The organism is Pseudoduganella sp. LjRoot289 (assembly GCF_964252925.1).
Lineage (GTDB): Bacteria > Pseudomonadota > Gammaproteobacteria > Burkholderiales > Burkholderiaceae_D > Rugamonas.
The window spans coordinates 1,473,566-1,494,750 of record NZ_CAXUPN020000001.1 but is presented as its reverse complement, the minus strand read 5'-3'; the positions used below and the strand labels follow the sequence as shown (position 1 = coordinate 1,494,750).

At 65.6% G+C, this 21,185-nt stretch carries 12 protein-coding genes; 8 read left to right on the top strand and 4 right to left on the bottom strand.

The genetic code is table 11. The features are described 5' to 3' along the window. The first annotated feature begins 476 nt into the window (after positions 1–476). The 3 genes from ACSQ8Y_RS06500 (at position 477) to ACSQ8Y_RS06490 (ending at position 9,025) form a co-directional block, all read left to right on the top strand. Positions 477–5,366, top strand: coding sequence for a HAMP domain-containing protein (locus ACSQ8Y_RS06500; RefSeq protein ID WP_436265638.1), 4,890 nt, complete (start codon positions 477–479; stop codon positions 5,364–5,366). Between the two features lie 49 nt (positions 5,367–5,415). Beyond that, complete coding sequence (locus ACSQ8Y_RS06495) at positions 5,416–6,264, top strand: CheR family methyltransferase (protein ID WP_436265637.1); 849 nt, start codon at positions 5,416–5,418, stop codon at positions 6,262–6,264. Positions 6,265–6,331: 67 nt separating this feature from the next. After that, positions 6,332–9,025, top strand: coding sequence for a M1 family metallopeptidase (locus ACSQ8Y_RS06490; RefSeq protein ID WP_436265636.1), 2,694 nt, complete (start codon positions 6,332–6,334; stop codon positions 9,023–9,025). Positions 9,026–9,031: 6 nt separating this feature from the next. Here the strand turns inward: ACSQ8Y_RS06490 and ACSQ8Y_RS06485 are convergent, their stop codons facing one another. Both ACSQ8Y_RS06485 and ACSQ8Y_RS06480 read right to left on the bottom strand, forming a co-directional pair. After that, positions 9,032–9,652 carry a glutathione S-transferase family protein gene (locus tag ACSQ8Y_RS06485; RefSeq protein WP_436265635.1) on the bottom strand — a complete coding sequence of 207 codons (621 nt, stop codon included), beginning with the start codon at positions 9,650–9,652 and terminating at the stop codon, positions 9,032–9,034. Next, positions 9,652–10,359: a glutathione S-transferase family protein gene (locus ACSQ8Y_RS06480; protein WP_436265634.1), complete on the bottom strand. Its 708-nt coding sequence runs from the start codon at positions 10,357–10,359 to the stop codon at positions 9,652–9,654. Before ACSQ8Y_RS06480 ends, ACSQ8Y_RS06485 begins: the two co-directional genes overlap by 1 nt. Positions 10,360–10,848: 489 nt before the next feature. On the opposite strand from ACSQ8Y_RS06480, the gene ACSQ8Y_RS06475 reads away from it, so the two are divergent. Further along, positions 10,849–11,751 carry a YceI family protein gene (locus ACSQ8Y_RS06475; protein ID WP_436265633.1) on the top strand — a complete coding sequence of 301 codons (903 nt, stop codon included), beginning with the start codon at positions 10,849–10,851 and terminating at the stop codon, positions 11,749–11,751. On the opposite strand, the gene ACSQ8Y_RS06470 is transcribed toward ACSQ8Y_RS06475, so the two are convergent. Further along, positions 11,735–12,319, bottom strand: a complete 585-nt coding sequence (locus ACSQ8Y_RS06470; RefSeq protein ID WP_436269768.1) for a LysE family translocator — start codon at positions 12,317–12,319, stop codon at positions 11,735–11,737. The two genes, ACSQ8Y_RS06475 and ACSQ8Y_RS06470, sit on opposite strands and share 17 nt — an antisense overlap. 130 nt (positions 12,320–12,449) lie before the next feature. On the opposite strand from ACSQ8Y_RS06470, the gene ACSQ8Y_RS06465 reads away from it, so the two are divergent. Together ACSQ8Y_RS06465 and ACSQ8Y_RS06460 are read left to right on the top strand one after the other, a co-directional pair. Beyond that, positions 12,450–15,731: a 7TM diverse intracellular signaling domain-containing protein gene (locus ACSQ8Y_RS06465; protein WP_436265632.1), complete on the top strand. Its 3,282-nt coding sequence runs from the start codon at positions 12,450–12,452 to the stop codon at positions 15,729–15,731. Between the two features lie 2 nt (positions 15,732–15,733). Then, a complete protein-coding gene (locus tag ACSQ8Y_RS06460) occupies positions 15,734–16,729 on the top strand; it encodes an alpha/beta hydrolase family esterase (protein WP_436269767.1) in 996 nt (331 codons plus the stop codon). Between the two features lie 210 nt (positions 16,730–16,939). Here the strand turns inward: ACSQ8Y_RS06460 and ACSQ8Y_RS06455 are convergent, their stop codons facing one another. Further along, positions 16,940–20,056 carry an NAD(P)-binding protein gene (locus tag ACSQ8Y_RS06455; RefSeq protein ID WP_436265631.1) on the bottom strand — a complete coding sequence of 1,039 codons (3,117 nt, stop codon included), beginning with the start codon at positions 20,054–20,056 and terminating at the stop codon, positions 16,940–16,942. 153 nt (positions 20,057–20,209) lie between these two features. On the opposite strand from ACSQ8Y_RS06455, the gene ACSQ8Y_RS06450 reads away from it, so the two are divergent. Both ACSQ8Y_RS06450 and ACSQ8Y_RS06445 read left to right on the top strand, forming a co-directional pair. Next, positions 20,210–20,845: a phosphohydrolase gene (locus tag ACSQ8Y_RS06450; RefSeq protein ID WP_436265630.1), complete on the top strand. Its 636-nt coding sequence runs from the start codon at positions 20,210–20,212 to the stop codon at positions 20,843–20,845. A 108-nt stretch (positions 20,846–20,953) separates the two neighbouring features. Beyond that, on the top strand, positions 20,954–21,172 hold the full coding sequence (locus ACSQ8Y_RS06445; protein ID WP_436265629.1) for a hypothetical protein: 219 nt from the start codon (positions 20,954–20,956) through the stop codon (positions 21,170–21,172). Positions 21,173–21,185 lie beyond the last annotated feature (13 nt).

Below are 21,185 nucleotides of genomic sequence, written 5' to 3'. Positions count from 1 at the left end.
CGTGGCTTTCCGGTCATCGAATAACAAGCTGAAGATGGTGTCTCTGCCGTTCCCTGCGAGATCAAGCTGCGTATCACCGCGCCATGCCCTGTGCTCCACTGTGAATTTTAGTCACGGAAGCGATGACATGGAAGGGCTGTTTCCACTCCGCCAGTTACTGCCGCGGTCCACATGAGCGCGCAGGCGCCCGCCGTGTCTGGGCGGCTGGCAACACGAGAATACTGGATTGCCTGCCGGAAAAAATCTCCCAACGCCACATCAGCCTCCAGGGCTGCGGCCGTTGCCACAGTGAATCGTGCGCGGCGGAAAGTCGAAAAGTCTTATCTTCGGCAAATAGTTGCCCATGACATTGCCCAATTGCTAAACTAGACACATTTACAGCGTGTTGCTTTCAATAACATTTGCTTGACTCGGTGCCGTAGCAGAGTAATCTTTTACGTTCCGAGTCCATCACCCCTGTCGAGGATATTTCTCCAATGAACAACATGACCGACTTTGCCGAGGAACTGGACGTCAAGCTGCTGCTGCAGACCTTGATGGCGCTGAAAAAGGGAGACTTCACAGCGCGCATGCCATCCGACTGGACCGGCATGGCCGGCAAGATCGCCGACACCCTGAACGAAATCATCGAAACCAAGGACAAGATGGTGCGCGCGGTCACCGACGTGAGCCGCGTGGTGGGCCGCGAGGGCCGGCTGACGCAGCGCGCCTCGGTGCCCAACGTGGTGGGCGGCTGGCAGACCATCATCAGCTCGGTCAATACCCTGATCGACGATCTGGTGCGCCCGACCACCGAAATGGCGCGCGTGATCGGCGCCGTGGCCAAGGGCGACCTGTCGCAGACCATGGCGCTGGAGGTCGACGGCCACCCGCTGAAGGGCCAGTACCTGCGCGCGGCAACCACCGCCAACACCATGGTCGAGCAGCTGTCCTCGTTCTCTTCCGAAGTGACGCGCGTGGCGCGCGAGGTCGGCACCGAGGGCAAACTGGGCGGCCAGGCGCAGGTGAAGGGCGTGGCCGGCACGTGGAAGGACTTGACCGACTCGGTGAACTCGATGGCCGGCAACCTGACTTCCCAGGTGCGCAACATCGCCGAAGTGACCACCGCCGTGGCCAACGGCGACTTGTCGAAAAAGATCACGGTGGACGTGCGCGGCGAGATCTTGCAATTGAAAGACACCATCAACGTGATGGTGGACCAGCTGCGCTCCTTCGCCTCCGAAGTGACGCGCGTGGCGCGCGAAGTGGGCACCGAGGGGAAATTGGGCGGCCAGGCTTACGTGCCGGGCGTCGGCGGCACCTGGAAGGACTTGACCGACAATGTGAACTTCATGGCCTCGAACCTGACGGGCCAGGTGCGCAACATCGCGGCGGTGACCACCGCCGTGGCGAACGGCGACTTGTCGAAGAAGATCACGGTGGACGTGAAGGGCGAGATCCTGGAATTGAAGAACACCATCAACGTGATGGTGGACCAGTTGTCCTCCTTCGCGTCCGAAGTGACGCGGGTGGCGCGCGAGGTCGGTACCGAGGGCAAGCTGGGCGGCCAGGCGCAGGTGAAAGGCGTGGCCGGCACATGGAAGGACTTGACCGACTCGGTGAACTCGATGGCGGGGAACCTGACGGGCCAGGTACGCAACATCGCGGACGTGACCACCGCCGTGGCCAATGGCGACTTGTCGAAGAAGATCACGGTGGACGTGAAAGGTGAAATTCTCGAGCTGAAAAACACCATCAACGTGATGGTGGACCAATTGAACTCCTTCGCCTCCGAGGTGACGCGGGTGGCGCGCGAGGTGGGCACCGAGGGCCGGCTGGGCGGTCAGGCCAACGTGCCCGGCGTGGCCGGCACCTGGAAGGATTTGACCGATGGTGTGAATTCGATGGCCGGCAACCTGACCGGCCAGGTGCGCAACATCGCGGAAGTGACCACAGCCGTGGCCAACGGCGATTTGTCGAAGAAGATCACGGTTGACGTGAAGGGCGAGATCCTTGAGCTGAAAAACACCATCAACGTGATGGTGGACCAGCTGTCCTCCTTTGCGTCCGAGGTGACCCGCGTGGCGCGCGAAGTGGGCACCGAGGGCAAGCTGGGTGGCCAGGCCTACGTGCCGGGCGTCGGCGGCACCTGGAAAGATTTGACCGACAACGTGAACTTCATGGCGTCCAACCTGACGGGCCAGGTGCGCAACATCGCGGCGGTGACCACGGCCGTGGCGCGCGGCGACTTGTCCAAGAAGATCACGGTGGACGTGAAGGGCGAGATCCTGGAACTGAAAGACACCATCAACGTGATGGTGGACCAGTTGTCCTCCTTCGCCTCGGAAGTGACGCGGGTAGCGCGCGAAGTGGGTACGGAAGGCAAGCTGGGCGGCCAGGCCAACGTGTCCGGCGTGGCCGGCACGTGGAAGGACTTGACCGAGAACGTCAACCAGCTGGCGGCCAACCTGACCAACCAGGTGCGGGCGATCGCCGAGGTGGCGACCGCCGTGACGCGCGGCGACTTGTCCCGTTCTATCCAGGTGGAGGCGCGCGGCGAGGTGTCCTACCTGAAGGACAACATCAACGAGATGATACGCAACCTGAAGGAAACCACGCAGAAGAACGCGCAGCAGGACTGGCTGAAGACCAACCTGGCGCGCTTCACGCGCCTGCTGCAGGGCCAGCGCGACTTGCAGGCCGTGACCAAGCTGATCCTGTCCGAGCTGGCGCCGCTGGTGTCGGCCCACCACGGCGTGTTCTACATGATGGACTCGCAGGAAATCGACGCCCGCCTGCGCATGATCGCCAGCTACGGCTACCGTTCCAGCCGCAAGCTGCCGACCTCCTTCCTGCCGGGCGAAGGCCTGGTGGGCCAGTGCGCGCTGGAGAAAAACCGCATCTGGCTGACCGACGTGCCGCGCGACTACATCGTCGTCTCGTCCGGCCTGGGCGCGGCGCCGCCGACCAACATCGTGGTGCTGCCCATCCTGTTCGAGCAGCAGGTGAAGGCGGTGATCGAGATCGCCTCGCTGGACCGTTTCACCGAAACCCACTTGTCCTTCCTCGACCAGCTGATGGAATCGATCGGCGTGGTGCTCAACACCATCGAGGCGAACAGCCGCACCGAGTCGCTGCTGACGCAGTCGCAGTCGCTGGCGCAGGAACTGCAGCAGACCAACCAGGAACTGGCCGAAAAGGCGCGCCTGCTGTCCGAGCAGAACATCGAGGTGGAACGCAAAAACCGCGAGGTGGAGCAAGCCAAGCTGGCGCTGGAGGAGAAAGCCACGCAGCTGGCGCTGTCGTCCAAGTACAAGTCCGAGTTCCTGGCCAATATGTCGCACGAGCTGCGCACGCCCTTGAACTCCCTGCTGATCCTGGCGCAGCAGCTGGGCGACAACCCGGAAGGCAATCTGTCCGGCAAACAGGTGGAGTTCGCGAAAACCATCCACGGCTCCGGTTCGGACTTGCTGACCTTGATTAACGACATTCTCGACCTGTCGAAGATCGAGTCCGGCACGGTGACGCTGGACGTGTCCGAATACCGCTTCGCCAACCTGCGCAACTACGTCGACCGCACCTTCCGCCACATGGCCGAGGCCAAGCACCTCGGCTTCTCGGTGGAACTGTCGGAGAACCTGCCGACGGCCGTGATGACCGACACCACGCGTTTGCAGCAGGTGCTGAAAAACCTGCTGTCGAACGCGTTCAAGTTCACCAACCACGGCCAGGTGTCGCTGATGATAGGCCTGGTGACCAGCGGCTGGACCAGCGACCACCCCAACCTGGTGCACGCCGACGCGGTGCTGGCCTTCGCCGTCAGCGATACCGGCGTCGGCATCGCGTCCGACAAGCTGCAGCTGATTTTCGAGGCGTTCCAGCAGGCCGACGGTTCCACCGCCCGCAAGTACGGCGGCACCGGCCTGGGCCTGTCGATCTCGCGCGAACTGGCGCGCCTGCTGGGCGGGGAGATCCGCGTTGAATCCGTCGTCGGCAGCGGCTCCACCTTCACCCTGTTCCTCCCTTACAACCGGGCAGGCTTCGTCAACTACGACTTGAGCCGCCAGCCGCCGACACGCGCGCCTGCGCAGCCGCCGAAGGTGGTGTACATGCCGCCGGTGCAGGAAGTGCAGGAGGTGGAGTCCATCTCCGAGCAGGAAGCCGACCTGGCCATCTACGGCTCCACCATAGACGACCGCAGCCTGGTGGCGCCGGGCGATCCGTCGGTGCTCATCATCGAAGACGACGAACGCTTCGCCAAAGTGGTGCTGGACTTCGCCCGCGAGAAGAACTTCAAGGGCATCGTCACGCACCAGGGCGACTCGGCGCTGTCGCTGGCGCGCGACTACCTGCCCTCGGCCATCCTGCTCGACATCGATTTGCCGGACATCGACGGCTTCACGGTGCTGGACCGCCTGAAGCGCGACCCGAGCACCCGCCACATCCCCGTGCACGTGATGTCCAGCCTGCGCGAGCGCGAGCGCGCGCTGCGCCAGGGTGCGATCTCCTACCTGAACAAACCGGTCAGCAAGGATGTGCTGGCCGAGGAATTCACCCGCATCCAGAAGTTCCTGCTGGGCGGCAAACGCAGCCTGCTGGTGGTGGACGACGAGCAGCACCAGCGCGACGCCATCGTCAACCTGATCGGCGACGCCGACCTGCGCATCGTGGCGGTGGACACCGGAGAGAAGGCCCTGCAGGCGCTGCGCGACGCGCACTTCGACTGCATGGTGCTGGACCTGACGCTGCCCGACATCAGCGGCTTCGACCTGCTCGACATCATCGGCAAGGACTCTTCGCTGCGCGACCTGCCCATCGTCATCAACACGGCGAAAGAGCTGAACCGCAAGGAGGTGGCCAAGCTGAAGCGCTACGCCAAGACCATCGTCATCAAGGACGCCCGCTCGCCGGAACGCCTGCTGGACGAAACCGCGCTCTTCCTGCACCGCTCGCAGGCCAGCCTGCCGGAGCTGCAGCGCCGCATGCTGGAGGAGATCCACGCGGCCGACAGCGGCCTGGCCGGGCGCAAAGTGCTCATCGTCGACGATGACCTGCGCAACATCTTCGCGCTGTCCTCGCTGCTGGAGCGGCAGCAGATGCAGGTCTCCTTCGCCGAGAACGGCCGCGACGGCATCGAGGTGCTGGAGCGCGATTCGTCGATCGAGATCGTCCTGATGGACATCATGATGCCGGAGATGGACGGCTACGACACCATGCGCGCGATCCGGCGCATACCGAAGTTCAAGTCGCTGCCCATCATCACGCTGACCGCGAAAGCCATGAAAGGCGACCGCGACAAGTGCATCGCCGCCGGCGCCTCCGACTACATCACCAAGCCGGTCGATGTGGCGCAGCTGCTGTCGCTGATGCGTGTTTGGCTGCACTGATGGCTGCACTGATGGCTGCGCAGGTGCCTACATTAAGGGCTGCAACGAGATGAACAATGTCACGCCCATGCGGCGCGAGGCGCTGCCCGAAGTGGAGGAACTGGAACTGGAGCTGCTGCTGGAGGCGCTGTTCCAGCGCTACGGCTACGACTTCCGTGGCCACCAGCGGGCGGCGCTCAAGCGCAAGCTGCGCGCCGTCATGCAGCAGCGCAGCGTGCGCACGCTGTCCGCCCTGCAGGGCCAGGCGCTGCACGACCCCGCTGCCGCCAGCGCCGTGCTGCGCGCGCTGCACGTGCAGGCGGCGGCCATGTTCGACGACGTCGACGAAGCGCGCCAGTTGCGCCAGCTGGCGGGCGCCTGCCTGCGCGGCGCGGCGCTGCCCAAAGTATGGCTGGCCGACTGTGCCGGCGCCGAGCAAGCCTGGACGCTGGCGGTCATCCTGGCCGAGGAAGGCCTGCTGGCGCACACCGAAATCCACTGCACCGTACCGAGCGACGAGCTGCTGGCCGAGGCGCTGGACGCCTCCTTGCCGATCGAATCCCTGGCCGGGCTCCAGGCCGGCTACCAGCGCGGCGGCGGCGCCGGGCAACTGGCCAGCTTCTTCCAGACCGAGGGCCGGCGCGCGACACTGCTGCCGCAACTGCGCAGCCGCATCAGCTGGGCGCAGTACAACCTGGTGACGGATGCGTCCTTCAACGAATTCAACCTGGTCGTCTGCCGCCGCGCCCTGCCCGACTTCGGCCCGCTGCTGCGCCAGCGCGTGCTGCAGCTGTTCCACGCCAGCCTGGCGCCGTTCGGCGCGCTGGGACTGGACCGCCAGCTGGACGAAGACGAGAAACTGGCGGCCTTCTACCAGCCCATGCTGCCGCTGCAGCCATGGTATAGACGCATCGCCTGATCCATACGTTGACCGCGCCACCCAAACCCTATAAATTGCTCCTTCGACAACCGTCCTGGAGCTTTACATGCAGCGCAGCCTGATTTCCGCAGCGATCCTGTCCCTCACTGCCCTCGCCACCGTAGCCGCCCCCTCCGCCAACGCGGCCAAGGCCACGAAGACCACGCCGCCACAAGCGGCCGGCACCCAAGAAAGTTCCGCCACCACCCAACTGCCGCGCAACGTGCGCCCCAGCCACTACGCCCTGTCGCTGACGCCGGACGCGCAAGCGTCCACCTTCAGCGCGCGCGTGGTGATCGCCATCGAAGTGCTCGAGCCCACCGCCGCCGTCACCCTGCACGCGCGCGACCTCGCGTTCGCCGGCGCCAGCATCGCCGCCGGTCCCGGCCAGCCGGTGCAAGCTGCCACCGGCATCACGCTCGACACCGCACTGCAAACGGCCACGCTGAGCTTCGCCCAGCCGCTGGCCAAGGGCCGCTACCAGCTCGCCATCGATTACAGCGGCAAGATCGGCAGCCAGGCCGCCGGCCTGTTCGCGCTCAACTACGACAGCCCGAGCGGCAAGAAACGTGCGCTCTACACCCAGTTCGAGGCTGCCGACGCGCGCCGCATGCTGCCTTCGTGGGACGAACCGGCCTTCCGCGCCACCTTCGCGCTCGAGGCGACCGTGCCGGCCGACCAGATGGCCGTGTCCAATATGCCCGTCGCCAGCAGCAAGGAACTGGAAGGCGGGCGCAAGCTGGTGCGCTTCGCCACCTCGCCGAGCATGTCCACCTATCTGCTGTTCTTCGGCCTGGGCGATTTCGAGCGCGCCACCGTCATGGAGGGCGGCACGGAACTGGGCGTGATCACCGTGCGCGGCCGCCTGCCGCAGGCGCGCTTCGTGCTCGATTCCTCGGCTGCCGTGCTGCGCGAGTACAACAGCTACTTCGGCCAGCCTTACCCGCTGCCCAAACTGGACAACCTGGCCGCGCCCGGCCGCAGCCAGTTCTTCGGCGCGATGGAGAACTGGGGCGCCATCATGAGTTTCGAAGCGGCGATGCTGCTCGACCCGGCCATTTCCACCGAGGCCGACAAACAGAGCGCTTTCGGCATCGCCGCCCACGAAACGGCGCACCAGTGGTTCGGCGACCTGGTGACCATGCGCTGGTGGGACGACCTGTGGCTCAACGAAGGTTTCGCCACCTGGATGGCGGGCCGTACCACGCAACGCCTGCACCCCGAGTGGGAAAAGCACTTGGGCAAGGTGGCCGGCCGCAACAGCGCCATCGAGCGCGACGCGCTGGCCACCACCCACCCGGTGGTGCAGCGTGTGCAGACCGTGGAGCAAGCCACCGCCGCGTTCGACGAAATCACCTATTCCAAGGGCAGCGCCGTCATCACCATGCTGGAGAACTATGTTGGGGAGGACGCCTGGCGCGACGGCGTACGCAGCTATATCAAGGCCAACGCCTACGGCAGCGCGGTGACCGACCAGCTGTGGATGCATATCGAGCGCGCCGCCAAAAAACCGGTCAGCGCCATCGCGCACGACTTCACGCTGCAGCCGGGCGTGCCGCAGATCCAGGTGTCCGACTACGCCTGCAAAGGCGGCAAGACCAGCGTCACGCTGACGCAGGGGGAATACAGCAAGGACCATCCGGACAGGCGGCCCCTGTCCTGGCGCGTGCCGGTGCTGGCCAAGACCGTGGGCGCCAAGGACGCCAGCCGGGTGCTGGTCTCCGGCGGCAGAGCCACGCTGGCGCTGCCCGGCTGCGGCCCGGTCCTGGTGAACGCAGGCCAGGCCGGCTACTACCGCACCTTGTACGCGCCCAAGGCCTACGCCGCGCTGGCAAACGACTTCGGCAAACTGGCGACCATCGACCAGCTCGGGCTGATGGCCGACAGCTGGGCCCTCGGCATGGCGGGACGCCAGCCGATGTCGGACGCGCTCAGCCTGTCGCTGGCCACGCCGGTGGACGCGGCGCCGCAGGTGTGGGGCAGGATAGCCCGCATGTTCAACGAGGTGCGCTACCTGAGCCGGGGCGACAAGGAACGCAGCGCCAGGTTCGCCGCCTTCGCCAGCGCGCGCCTGTCGCCGGTACTGGCGCGCACCGGCTGGGAAGCCCGCGCGGGCGAACCGGCGCCGGTGGCCATCCTGCGCGAAGAGCTGATCGACTCGCTCGGTGCGCTGGGCGACAAGACCGTGATCGCCGAAGCCCGCCGCCGCTATGCCGCATCGCTGGCCGGCGACCAGGCCGCCTTGCCGGCCGCGCTGCGGCGCACGCTGCTCGGCGTGGTGGCGCGCAACGCGGACGCCGCCACCTGGGACCAGCTGCACGCGGCCGCCAAGGCCGAGCAGTCGTCCATGGTAAAGGCCGAACTCTATGGCCTGCTGGGACAGGCGTCCGACCCGGCGCTGGCGCAGCGCGCGCTGGAGCTGGCCATCGGCGGCGAGCCCGACGCCACCGTTGCCCCCGGCATCATCTCCTCGGTGGCCGAGGAGCGCAACGAGATGGCGTTCGACTTCGCCATGGCGAACCTGGCGCGTGTCAACGCGCTGGTGGACGCCGACTCGCGCGCGGCCTTTTTCCCGCGCCTGGCCAGCGGTTCGCTGAACCCTGCCATGGTGGACAAGCTGAAAGCCTGGGCCGACGCCAACCTCGCCGCAGCCGCGCGCAGCCACACCAGCACCGCCGTCTCGCGCATGCAGTACCGCAGCGTCGTGCTGCGCGAGCGCATGCCCGAAGTCGACGCCTGGCTGGCGCGCCAGCCGCTATAAGGCGACTCAGCCCGCCGCGGCGCTGGGGCGTTCGGCGATGCGGTCGCGCCACGCTTGCAGATGCGTCATCCCCTCGGCGCCGGGGCGGAACTTCATCAGCCCGCGCGCGAATTCCATCGCGCAAAACGCGGTGATGTCGGCGATGGTGAAACGCTGCCCGGCCACGTAAGGCTGCGTCGCGAGGGTCTGGTCCAGCCAGCGTGTCCACTCCCGCATCTTCTCGCCCTGCGAAGCGCCGTATTCGGGGAACTGCGGCTGCTCGAGCGCGGCCAGGCCCGGATGCGTGTGGCGCACGCAGTTGGCGATCCCTGCGAACAGGTGCAGCTCGACGCGCCGGTCCGCCATCTCGATGAAGGCGTGCTCCTCGAAACCCTCGCCCATCAGGTTCGGGGCCGGATGCAGGCCCTCCAGGTAGGAGCAAATGGCGCGCGTTTCGCTCAGCACCCGGCCGTCGTCCAGTTCCAGCGCCGGCACGCGGCCGAAGGGGTTCTTGACCAGGAAAGCCGGGCTGCGGTTTTCCAGCGCGCCCAGGTCGATCAGCTTCGTGTCCAGCGTGATGCCTTTTTCGGCCATGAACATGGCCACGCGGCGTGGATTCGGCGCACGTGCGCTCGTATACAGTTTCATCAAACACCTTTCTCGCGGGATTGTCCGGTTTCCAGCATTTTGCGCGCTTCGGCCGCGAACTGCTCGGCTTTTTCCGGGCTGGAGGCCCGGTCCAGTTTCGACGGCGGCAGATGGATGCCGCGCTGCACGGCGGGCCGGCCGCCCACCAGCGCCAGCCAGCGCTGCAGGTGCGGCAAGCCGTCCACGTCCACGCCGGACCAGTTGTGCGTGCGCACCCAGGCCCAGTTGGCGATATCGGCGATCGAGTACTCGCCCGCCAGGTACTCATGCTGCGCCAGATGGCCGTCCAGCACGCGGAACAGGCGCTTGCTCTCGCCCTGGTAGCGGTCGATGGCTGCCTGGATCTTTTCCGGGAAATAGCGGTGGAAGACATTGGCCTGTCCCATCATCGGACCGATGCCGCCCATCTGGAACATCAGCCATTGCAGCACCTGCGAGCGCTGCCTCGGATCGGACGGCATCAGCCGCCCGGTCTTCTCGGCCAGGTAGATCAGGATGGCGCCGGACTCGAACACGGCGAAGTTGTCCGCCGCCCGGTCGACTATGGCCGGAATGCGGCCGTTCGGATTGATGGCCAGGAACCAAGCCTCTTTCTGCACATTGGAAGCGAGGTCGAGTTCGTGCAATTCGTAGGGCAGTTCCAATTCTTCGAGCGCGATGGAAATCTTGTGGCCGTTCGGGGTGGCGGCGGTGTACAGGTCTATCATCGGTTTTGCCTTTCTCCAGGAGATCGCACAGTGTAGGCGAAAGCGAAATATTTGTCCGGCGGTGGACGAGGCAAGGCGACAGGCAAAAAAAGGCCGGCGATCTTTGGAGGGCGCCGGCCAAAACGCTTTATCAGAGCGCGGGGATATCGTGCCGCATCTAAGGGATGTGGCAACCTGGCGCACGGGGGAGACCGCGCGCTACAGGTGTTACTTTGCCAGTGATCATCATTCGCAGGCTTAGGACTTCATTAAATAAAGGCCTTATCCATGTAACAAATTATTTCAGGCAAAAAAAACCCGCAATGGTTTAGATTGCGGGCCAAGGGATTCAAATCGGGAGAGATTTGAGAGAGTGAAACCATGATCGCACCAACGTATGACCGGGTAATGACAATCGCCAGTCATTCGGTGGTATGGTTGCTCAGAAATCCGTGCTGTCAGGCATAGATTAATACAAAGAAATGCCCTCAATTCTCTCGAAAAGTCACAATGGCGAAAAATCCGCGGCCGCTTTCCACAATTGCCACCACAACGCGGTCGCGCGCGCTGCCGGCCGCGCTGCTGTGCCTGCTGCTGTGCGCTTGCGCCCCCGCCGCGCTGACGCCGCCAGCCGTCCCTGCGGCGCCCTCCTCACCGTCTTCGACCGGCAAACCCGGCGCCAGGCCTGCCGCGCCGGCCAGGCCCTCAGCCCCGGCGGCGCCCGCAGGCCAGCCGCCGGCCGCCGCGCCACCGGCTGGCGCCAAGCCGCCGGCCGCGCCCGCCAACTATTACGACCAGGCCCGCGCCGCAGGCCGCCAGGTGTTGCGTATCGATGCCAGGAATTCCCTGATCGCCGTCACCGTACGGCGCGGCGGCGCGCTGGCCCGCTTCGGCCACGACCACGTGGTGGCCAGCCGCGCCATCGAGGGCCAGGCGGTGGCGCCGGCCAACGGCCAGCCGGGCCGCACCGACTTCCGCTTCCGGCTCGATGAAATGATCGTGGACGACAGCGCCCTGCGCGCGCACGCCGGGCTGAACAGCCCGCCTTCGGCCGACGCGATTGCCGGCACCCGCAGCAATATGCTGACCAAGGCGCTCAATGCGGAAAAGTTTCCCTATGTGCAGCTGAGCGCCACCAGCGCATCGCTGGACGGCCCCTTGCAGGCCGACATCACCTTGCAAGGCGTCACGCGCCGCTACGCCATTCCCGCCAAATTGACGGCGACGGGTGCCGGCCTGAGCGCCAGCGGCGCGCTGACCATCAAGCAGAGCGACTTCGGCATCACGCCCTTCGCCGTCTTCGGGGGCGCCATCGCCGTGCAGGACCAGCTGGAGCTGCGTTTCGACATCGTCGCAACGCTGAATGGAACAATCAATGGAGTAACCAACGGAACAATCAACGCGCCGCGATGAGCCGGATGCCCAGCCCGACGAAGATGGTGCCTGCCGCGCGGTCCATCCACAGCCCCGCGCGCGGGTTGCGGTTGATCCACTTGCCTATGGCGCCGGAGAAATAGCCCAGCAGACCGAACAGCACGCAAGCCTGCAAAGTGAACAGCAGTCCGAGCTGGGCGGTCTGCCAGCTGACCGGGCCATTGCCCGCCACCACGAACTGCGGCAGGAAGGACAGGAAGAACAGCACTACCTTGGGATTGATGCTGTTGGCGAACAAGCCCTTGCCGAACAGCCGCAGCAGCGACTCGTCCGGCAAGCCGGCGCCTTCCACCCGCGCCCCGCCCTTGCTGCGCAGCGCGCCCCAGCCCAGCCAGATCAGATACAGCCCGCCCAGCACCTTGAGTGCCGTGAACGCCAGCGGCGACGCGGCGATCAGCGCACTGACGCCCAGCGTCGCCAGCACGGTATGGGTCAAGCAGCCCAGCGCGCAGCCCAGGCCGAACACCATGCCCTTGGCGCGCCCGCGCGACATGCCCACGCCGAGCACCATTAAGTTGTCCGGCCCCGGCGACACGGTGATCAGCATGGCGGCGCTCAGGAAGGCAAAGATTTGTTCGGCAGAGATCAGCAAAATAGGGGATTCCACTTATAGTCGATTAGAATGAGGCAAGTTTCCGTTATTCTACTATTTCAGCGTGATGCCTTTGGCAAACAACATGAGTACAGCCAGCACGATGTTCTTACGCCTCACCGCCCTGTTCATCGTCCTGACCGCCTGCTTTGCGCGCCCCGCTTTACGTCGCCTGCTGTTTTCCGCATCCCTTGCCGTCCCCCTTGCCACTTCGCTTGCCATACTGGCCGCGCCCGCCGTGCGCGCGGCGGACGCTCCGGTGGCGCGCGCGCCGCTGGCCGACACCCGGCTCGGCCAGGCGGTGCTGACCGGCGCCGGGTCGCTGGACCTGATGCGCCACGCCCGGCTGTACCAAGCCACTTCCACCGCCTTTCCCGCCGACGCGGCCAGCCTGCCAGCCTTCCTGGCCACGCTGAAACCGGCCCGGGAAGTCGCCTTGCTGGGCGGCGGCTACTGGCTGCACGCCCGCCTGCGCAACGACACCCGCCACACCGCCTGGGTCATCGATCCCAACGACACGCTGATCGACGCCATCGAAACCCGCGTCTACGGCCCGGACGGCTCGGTGCGCCAATTGCTGTCCGGCTACCGCGCCTCGCACGAATACCTGCTCCATTACGGCAAGGACATCGAACTGCAGCCTGGCGAGACCTACGAAGTGCTGATCCGCTTCTCCAGTCCCTACTACGCGCGCAAGCCGGTGTTCGCCGTCACCCAGCTGGAAAACTACCGGCGCCTGGTGGCGCGCGAAAACTTCCTCATCATCGGCTCCATCGGCGCGCTGCTGGCGCTGGCCGTGTTCAACTTCTTCATCTACACCTATACGCGCGAGCGCTCGCCGCTGTACTACTCGCTGTACGTGCTGTGCTACGCCGTCGCCTGGGGCGTGACCTTCCACCTGCCGGCCGACCTGTTCGGCTGGCACATGCTCGAGCTGCACTACGTCCCCTTCTTCCTGCTCCCGGTGCTGAGCACGCTGTTCTACCGGACCTTTTTGCAGCTGCGCGAGACCTCGCCCACGCTGTACAAGCTCAGCACGGTCAACATCGTGCTGCCGCTGGTGCTGCTGCCGAGCTGCTTCTTCGCCCTCAGCTATGCGCACACGCTGGCCACCGTCGCCATCATGATCTGGATGACCATGGCGCTGGTGAGCGGCATCATCGTCTGGCGCAACGGCTACCAGCCGGCGCGCTTCTTCGTGCTCGGCTTCGTCGCGCTGATGCTGCCCGGCCTGCTGATCCTGCCGGCCAACGTCGGCCTGATCCCGGCCGCCGTCGAAAACGCCCAGCTGTTTACGCTGCTGGGCGGCACGCTGGACGGCCTGCTGCTGGCCTTCGCGCTGGCCGACCAGATCCGTTTGCTGCGCAACCACCTGGAGCAGCGCGTGCAGGAGCGCACCGCCGAGCTGACCGAGGCCAAGGAGCACGCCGAGATCGTCAGCCGCCACCGCATCGACTTCCTGTCCGCCATGAGCCACGACATCCGCACCCCGCTGGCGGGCGTGATCGGCATGCTCAAGTTCGCGCTGCGCGACCAGACGGTGCAGGGCCGCACCGAGGAATACCTGCGCATCGGCCTGCAGAACAGCGAAGCGCTGCTGGCCATCCTCAACGACATCCTCGACTTCTCCAAGATCGACGCCGGCAAACTGTCGATTGAAATCATCAACGTCGACCTGCGCACCCTGATCAGCGAAGCGATCGGCATCCTGCAGGGCCAGGCCGACGCCAAGAGCCTGCTGCTGCGCTCCGAACTGGCGCTGGACCTGCCGCGCTACGTGCTGGGCGATCCGACCCGGCTGCGCCAGATCCTGCTCAACCTGCTGGGCAACGCCATCAAATTCACCGACCGCGGCGAAGTGCGGCTCGAGGCGGCGGGCCGGCCCGGCCAGAGCGGCATGACCATCATCAATTTCAGCATCAGCGACACCGGCCCCGGCATCAACGGCGCCACGCTGGACCGCCTGTTCCAGAAATTCGAGCAAGCCGACATGTCCACCACGCGGCGTTACGGCGGCACCGGCCTGGGCCTGGCCATCTGCAAGGAGCTGGTCGAACTGATGGGCGGCGAGATCGGCGTGGCCAGCGAGCCGGGCGTGGGCTCGTGCTTCCACTTCTCGCTGCCGCTGGCCTTGGGCGTGCCGCCCGAGGCCGAGCTGGCGCCGGCGCCGCGCGAACAACGCCATGCCTACCGCCTGCGCATCCTGTGCGCCGAGGACGTGCGCACCAACCAGATCATCATCAGCACGCTGCTCGAAGCCATGGGACATGAAGTGGTGCTGGTCGAAAACGGCATCGAATCCCTGGAGGCGCTCAGCAGCAGCGACTACGACCTGGTGCTGATGGACGGCCGCATGCCGTCGATGGACGGCGAACAGGCGGCGCGCCTGATCCGGCGCGGCGGCAGCGAGGACTACCGGGTGCGCGACACCTGCGTGCCCGTCATCGCCCTGACCGCCAACGCCAGCGACCACGACCGCGCACGCTACCTGGCGGTGGGCATGGACGGCTTCCTCAGCAAGCCGGTCGACGAGCGCATGCTGTACGACCAGATTGAAAAAACCATCGCCCAGTTGCTCAGCCGCGGCCGCAACCTGCCGCTGATGCCGCCCGCAGCCGAGGACGACGAAGTGTGGCCGGCCTTCACGCTGGAAGCGCCCGGCGCGCCTGGGGCAAGCGGGCGCCCCGCGGCCGGCGGCGGCGCCAGCGCGCCGCTGCACGCGCATGGCGGCCTGGCGGGCACGACACCGCCGGACCAGCACGCGGCCGACGGCGGAGCCGGCAGCTGCGCAAGTACTGGTGCCAGTACTGGTGGCAGTACTGGTGCCAGTACTGGTACAAGTACCGGCACAAGTACTAGCAACAGCACTTGCACAAATAGCGGCACAAGTTCCGGCGCAAATCCGTACGCAAACCCCGGCGCGCCCCGCTGCACCGGCACGCCCAGCGAAGCCGAACTGGCCGATCAATTCGGCGTGGCGCCGCCGCCAGGATTGGGCGGCGCCTCGGACGCAGGAAAGATCCGTATCCTGCCGCTGGCGGGCTTGTCGCCCAAGCACATGCTGCGCATTACGCAAGCCTTCCTGGAAGAAGCGCCGCGCCGCCTCGAAGTGGCGCGCAACGCCGCACTCAGCGGCAAAAGCCACGCCGCCTCGGCCGCCTTTCACGCCTTGAAAGGCAGCGCAGGCTACCTCAGCGACACCGAACTGCACACGCTGTGCCACGACCTGGAAAAGCTGTCCGCCGCCGGCGAGTTGCAGCTGGTGATCGACTCCCTGCCCGAAGTCGCGGCCGCCCTCGAACTAGCGTGCGCCGACCTGCGCAGCCACGCATCCCCGCACATTGAATCCAGCATGAGCGCCAGTTGAACATGGCCATCACCGCCCTGCTGAAACGCGCGCTGGCCCTGGCAACCCTCGCCGGCACCGTCTTTCCCGCCGGCGCCGCCAGCATCACGGCCGGCACGCTGGCGCGGCCGGAAGGGCCGCGGCAATACCTGCTGGCGCAGTCAGACAAGGCCGGCAAAGGGGGCAAGCCGGCGCTGGTGATTTTGCTGCACGGCCACGGCGCCTCGGCGCAGATGAGTTTTGGCAGGGGCAAGATCAACGACCCCGCCGCCGCCTGGCTGGACGTGGCCGACCGCGAAAACCTGCTGGTCATCGCGCCCGACGGCTGGAAAGGCAGCGACGGCAAGCAGGGCTGGAACGACTGCCGCGCCGACGCGCCTACCAACCCGAAGACCGACGACACCGGCTTGCTCGAAGCCCTGATCGACAAGGCCGTCGCCGACTTCAACGCCGACCCCGAGCGGGTCTATGTGACCGGTTCGTCCAACGGCGGCGGCATGGCCTACCGCGCCGCCATCGAACTGCGTCCGCGCATTGCCGCGGTCGCCGTGCTGAGTGCGCTGATGCCGAGGCAAAGCGCCTGCGCGGCGCCCCAGGCGGCGCTGCCGGTGATGGCCATCCACGGCACCGGCGACAAGATCGCTCCCTACGCCGGCGGCCAAGTCGGGCATTGGCTGATGAAAGGGCGCGGCTCCGGACTGGGCGCCGAGGAGTCCGTGAAACTGTGGCGCGAGCTGGCCGGACTGGCCGACGCACCGCGCATCGACAAAGTGCCCCACCTCGACAAGTCCGACCCCACCTCGGTCACCCGCTACACCTGGGGCGCCGATCCCGCCCGCATGCAGTTCGAACTCCTCAAGATAGACCAGGGCGGCCACGTGCCGCCCAGCATCTCCCGGCGCCTGTCCTGGCTGGTGGTCAAGCTGCTGGGCGAGCAAAACGGCGACATCGAATTCGCCGACGAGGCATGGAACTTCTTCAAAGACAAACGCCGCGACACCCCGGCGAACGTACGCTAAGGGACGGCAAGCCGGCCGCAGACACCCTGCCCCAAGCACCCCAGAAATGCAGAAAAGGGGCCAGGGTCAAATCGTAAAAGGGGTCAGGGTTAATTACTCCCTGGCTGGCGCCCCCAACCCGGTTGCCCCCACCCGGCAATGGCCGCTCTCGCCCGGCGAAAAATATCCCTGACCCCTTTTACGATTTGACCCTGGCCCCTTTTTAGCTTCTTAGAAGTCCTTTTCGCCTTGGATGACGGCCGGGTGGCCGGTCATGGCGCGGGAGGTTTGCATGCCGGCCATGACGGCCGCTTCGACGCAGCCGGCGTTCAGGCCGGTCTTGATCCAGTCTCCGGTCAGGAACAGGTTGCTGAAGCCGGATTCGTCGGTGGCCAGGCGGTGCCGGGTACTGTCGACCACGGACAGCACGTAGCGTTCGGATGGGTCGACGTTGGCGCGCCAGTATTGGCTGTCGAATCGCGCCGCACCGGTGCCGCCGGCCGGGTCGACCAGCCACTGCCACGGGAACGCGCCCGACGGCCCGGCCGCCGACCACAGTGCGCAGATTTCTTTGCCGATCTGGTTCAGCGCGCCCTCCTTGGCCACCGCTGCCATGCGCGCCGGGAAGCCGTGGTCGCCGGCCGGCGGGTAAGATGCCACCGGCAAGGCGCTGCAGAAGTAGGACACATTCTTCGGATCGCACCCGGCCGGCCATTCCTCGCGGCACAGCAACTGGTCCATCGGCGCCCAGGTGTCGTAGGGCTCGGTGAAGCCGCTCAGCACCGGCTGCTGGCCGCCGGGCCGCTGGCTCCAGCCCATCTGCGCCAGATCCTTGTCCAGCCATACCTGGTAGGCCTGCGTGGCCACGGTCTGGACCCGTTCGGACGCCGTGCGCAGCCCGGGGCTCGCTTCGAGCAACTGCGGACACACGTGCGGCAGCGAGCCGACCGAAATGCCGAACACGATCTTGTCGAAGTCCACGCCGCGCTGCAACACGCGCTGCGGCAGCGGCTGGCCGAACTGTTCCTGGTACAGCCGCGGCCAGTCGCTCCAGTGCGATTCCAGATTGACGTCCCGCACTTGCAGCAACTCCGCCTGCTCCGGGTCGATCTGGCTGTAGTTCGGCGCCGACGGCCAGCAGCCCAGCTCCTTCACCGTCACCAGCGGGTCGTACGACGGCCCGGCCAGCTTCACCTGCCGCGTCATGCGGATGCTGCCGACGGTGTCGCCGTCCGGCACCAGTTCTTCGACTTTGTGGAAGAATTCGAACTTCACGCCGCGCGCCTTGAGCACCTCGTACAGCGGGGTGAAGATGGTGTCGCCCATGCCGGCCTGCATCTTGAACATGATGCCGCCCTTGTACGCCAGGCCGATGCGCGCCATCGAACGCAAGATCGTGCCCGCCTCCACGTTCGGCTTGGCGAACTCGCCGTTCTCGTAGGCGAACACCAGGTCGTAGAAGCCGCGCACCGGCGCCGAGTTGACGCAGTATTGCTCGTCGCCACCGTGCTTGCGCAGCCAGTCGCGGAAATCGATGTCGTTGATGACGTCGAAGCCTTCCAGGAACACGCCGTCCTCGAACATGCCTTTCATCACGGTGATGCCCAGGTCCAGGCAGATGTAGATGCGGCGCAGCTCGTCGTTGCCGTCGATCAGCTCGCGGTAGCGCGCGTGCAGCCAGCCGCGTATGCCGTCCAGGGTACCGGCCAGCAGCCTGTGCTGCGCACCGTCGTGCGTGCTCGAGTCCGGCGACAGATTGCTCACCAGCGCCATCAGCGCGCTGGCCGACACCACCACGTCGTCCGCCAGTTCCAGCGCGTCGGTGCGCACGGCGTCGGCCAGCCGGTCGAGCCAGCCGCCGATACCGCCGCCGCTGCCGCCCGGCGCCTCCTTCTTGTGCTCGATGTCGGCGGTGATGGAACGGATATGCTTGAGCCACTGCTCGATCCAGCCCACCATGGCCACTGCCATCTGCCACAGCGTGATGTCTTCGCCGTCCTCGCCCGGCTCGCCCGGCAGCGTGGGGAAGACGATGGACCAGTTGCGCCATTCCTTGCCCACCTGCTCGGACAGGGCCACGTAATCCTGCTGCTTGAACGCGTCTTGCCAGGTGGCCAGCGGCGAGCCCGCCGGGCGGTCAGGGCTGGCGTAGACCTGCTTGATCATGGCGAAGGCGTTGGCGTAGAAGCCGAACCAGATGTGCAGGCCGTGCTCCTCGATGCGCTGGCCCAGCGCCGCGTTGCGGCCGCTGGCGCCCTTGCCGCCCAGGCGCCAGCCTTGCTGGTAGACGGTGATGTCGTAGTTGTTCTGCCATCCCGGCCGGTCAGTCAGGTAGTAGGCCGCCGTCATCGAACCGACGCCGCCGCCCAGCACGGCGATCTTCTCCGGCGCGACGCTGGAATTGTCCACCAGCTCTTCGCCCGGCATGGCGGTGAAGTCGAAGTTCATATTGAACGGCAGGATGGCGGGCTGCGGCCCCAGCTGCAGGCCCAGCGTCTCGTGCAGGGGGAAGCTGTCGAAGGCGTGCAGCACGCATTCGTATGCGTATCCCAGCACGCGGCCGCTGTGCACGGTTTCGATCTCGGCCGGCGCCGCCACGATGGCCTGGTACACGGCCTTGATGCCTGCGCTGTCCGGGAATTGCTTGAGGAAAATCTGGTCGATGCGTGGATTGCGCAGCAAGGACAGGATGTCCTCCCAGCCGTCCTCATCCATATTGAAGAAGTCGGGGATCGACAGGAACAGGGCGATGGCCTCCTCGATCAGGTCGGCGACGCCGGCGACAGGCTTGTCCAGCCCCATCTTCTCGATGGCGTTCACCTCCAGCAGCGGGTGCATGGCGATGCGCGTGGCCGGCGAGAACGGGTGGAAGCCCTTGGCCGACACCGAACAGCGCAGCGGCGCCGTACCCGCCTCGGGTATCTCGTAGTCGCACAGGTATTTCGGATAGCCGAACAGCTCGCGCCCGTTGATCAGCGCCATCGCGTCGTCGACGAAAATGTGGCAGGGATACCAATAGATATGGTCCAGCTTGCCTTGCGCGTCCATGGCGCCCGTCATCACCCAGGTGACGATGTCGACTTCAGAGATCCAGCCCTTGGCCTGGTCCACCGCTACCGCCGAGTCCGCGTGATTGACGCGGGTGAAGGTCAGCATCACATACGGCGACAAGGCCTTGAAGCGCATGCGGCCGTTGGCGACGGCGTTCAGGCTGCCGTCCAGCGTGCGCTGCAGCTTGGCCAGGTCGCCCTTGACGAAGAAGCCATACATCTCCGATTGCTTGAGCTGGAGCGGTGCATGCATCATCACCGAGCCGCCGGGATACAGGTAGGAAGGACGTGCCGCCATGGAATCTCCAACTAGAATTAAGGGTGAACAAGCGAGATGTACGCCAGTGTATTGCAGAAAAGCACATTATTGCCCATAAGAATACGAATTTCCATATTGGCCGCAGTCCGATTACAATGCGGCCGTGAAGCGAAAGACAACAAGGACGACCGGATGAGCGGCGGGGATCACACACGCGCCTGGGTGCGCATGCCGTCGGGCCGGCGGCTCGATTTGCTGGACCCGACGCCCTTCGATTGGGAGGACGCCGACCTGGCCCTGGGCCTGGCGCGCACCTACCGCTGGGGCGGGCACTCGGCCTGGCCGCTGCCCTTGTCGGTGGCACAGCATTCGCTCACGGTGATGCAGCTGCGGCGCGACTGGGCCGGCGCCGAAGGCAAGCGGCTCGATCCGGTGCGCGAACTGCGCGAACTGCTGCACGACGCCGAGGAAGGCTTGCTCGGCTTCGACTGCATCTCGGTGCTGAAGCCCTTTCTGGGCGACAGTTTCCGCGAACTGAGCCTGCGGCTGGAAGGCGCTGTCTTCCTGCGTTATGGCGTGCCGGCCTGGACGCCGGCCGAGCACCGCGTCCACAAGCGCGCCGACCGCCTGGCGGCCGCCAGCGAGGCGGTACACGTGGTCGGCTGGTCACGCGAGGAAGTGCGCAGCACGCTGAAAATCCGCGCCGAACCGCTGGAGAAGGACCCGCTGCACGCCATCTACGGCGACGCGCCATGGGAGCCGTGGCCGCCGGGACTGGCGTGCGAGCGCTTCATGGCGGCACTGGAGAACTTGAAAGCAAGGCTGTAAAAACCACAGCTCGCCTTTACCTGATGAAAGTCCTGTAAAGAGCCGTTTTTAAAGCCCTTTTTCATCTTATCCACACCAACTGTGGATAACGATGTGGAAAAGTGCCACTTGACAGCCCGCAAAGCCAGTAACGGTGCGGCTTTCAATAAAATGCCAGTTTCGCAGGCAATTTTTAGACACAATAGAATCAATGACTTACAGCAGCATCTGGGCGCGAATGCGGCGGCTTTTTGCCGATTGAAAAAATATTTTTCCAGCCATCCGACCAGGGCCATGGAAGCCACCGAAGGGCGGCCGATAGAATCCTTTGACAAAAATGCAGGCTAGGAATAGTGTTGAC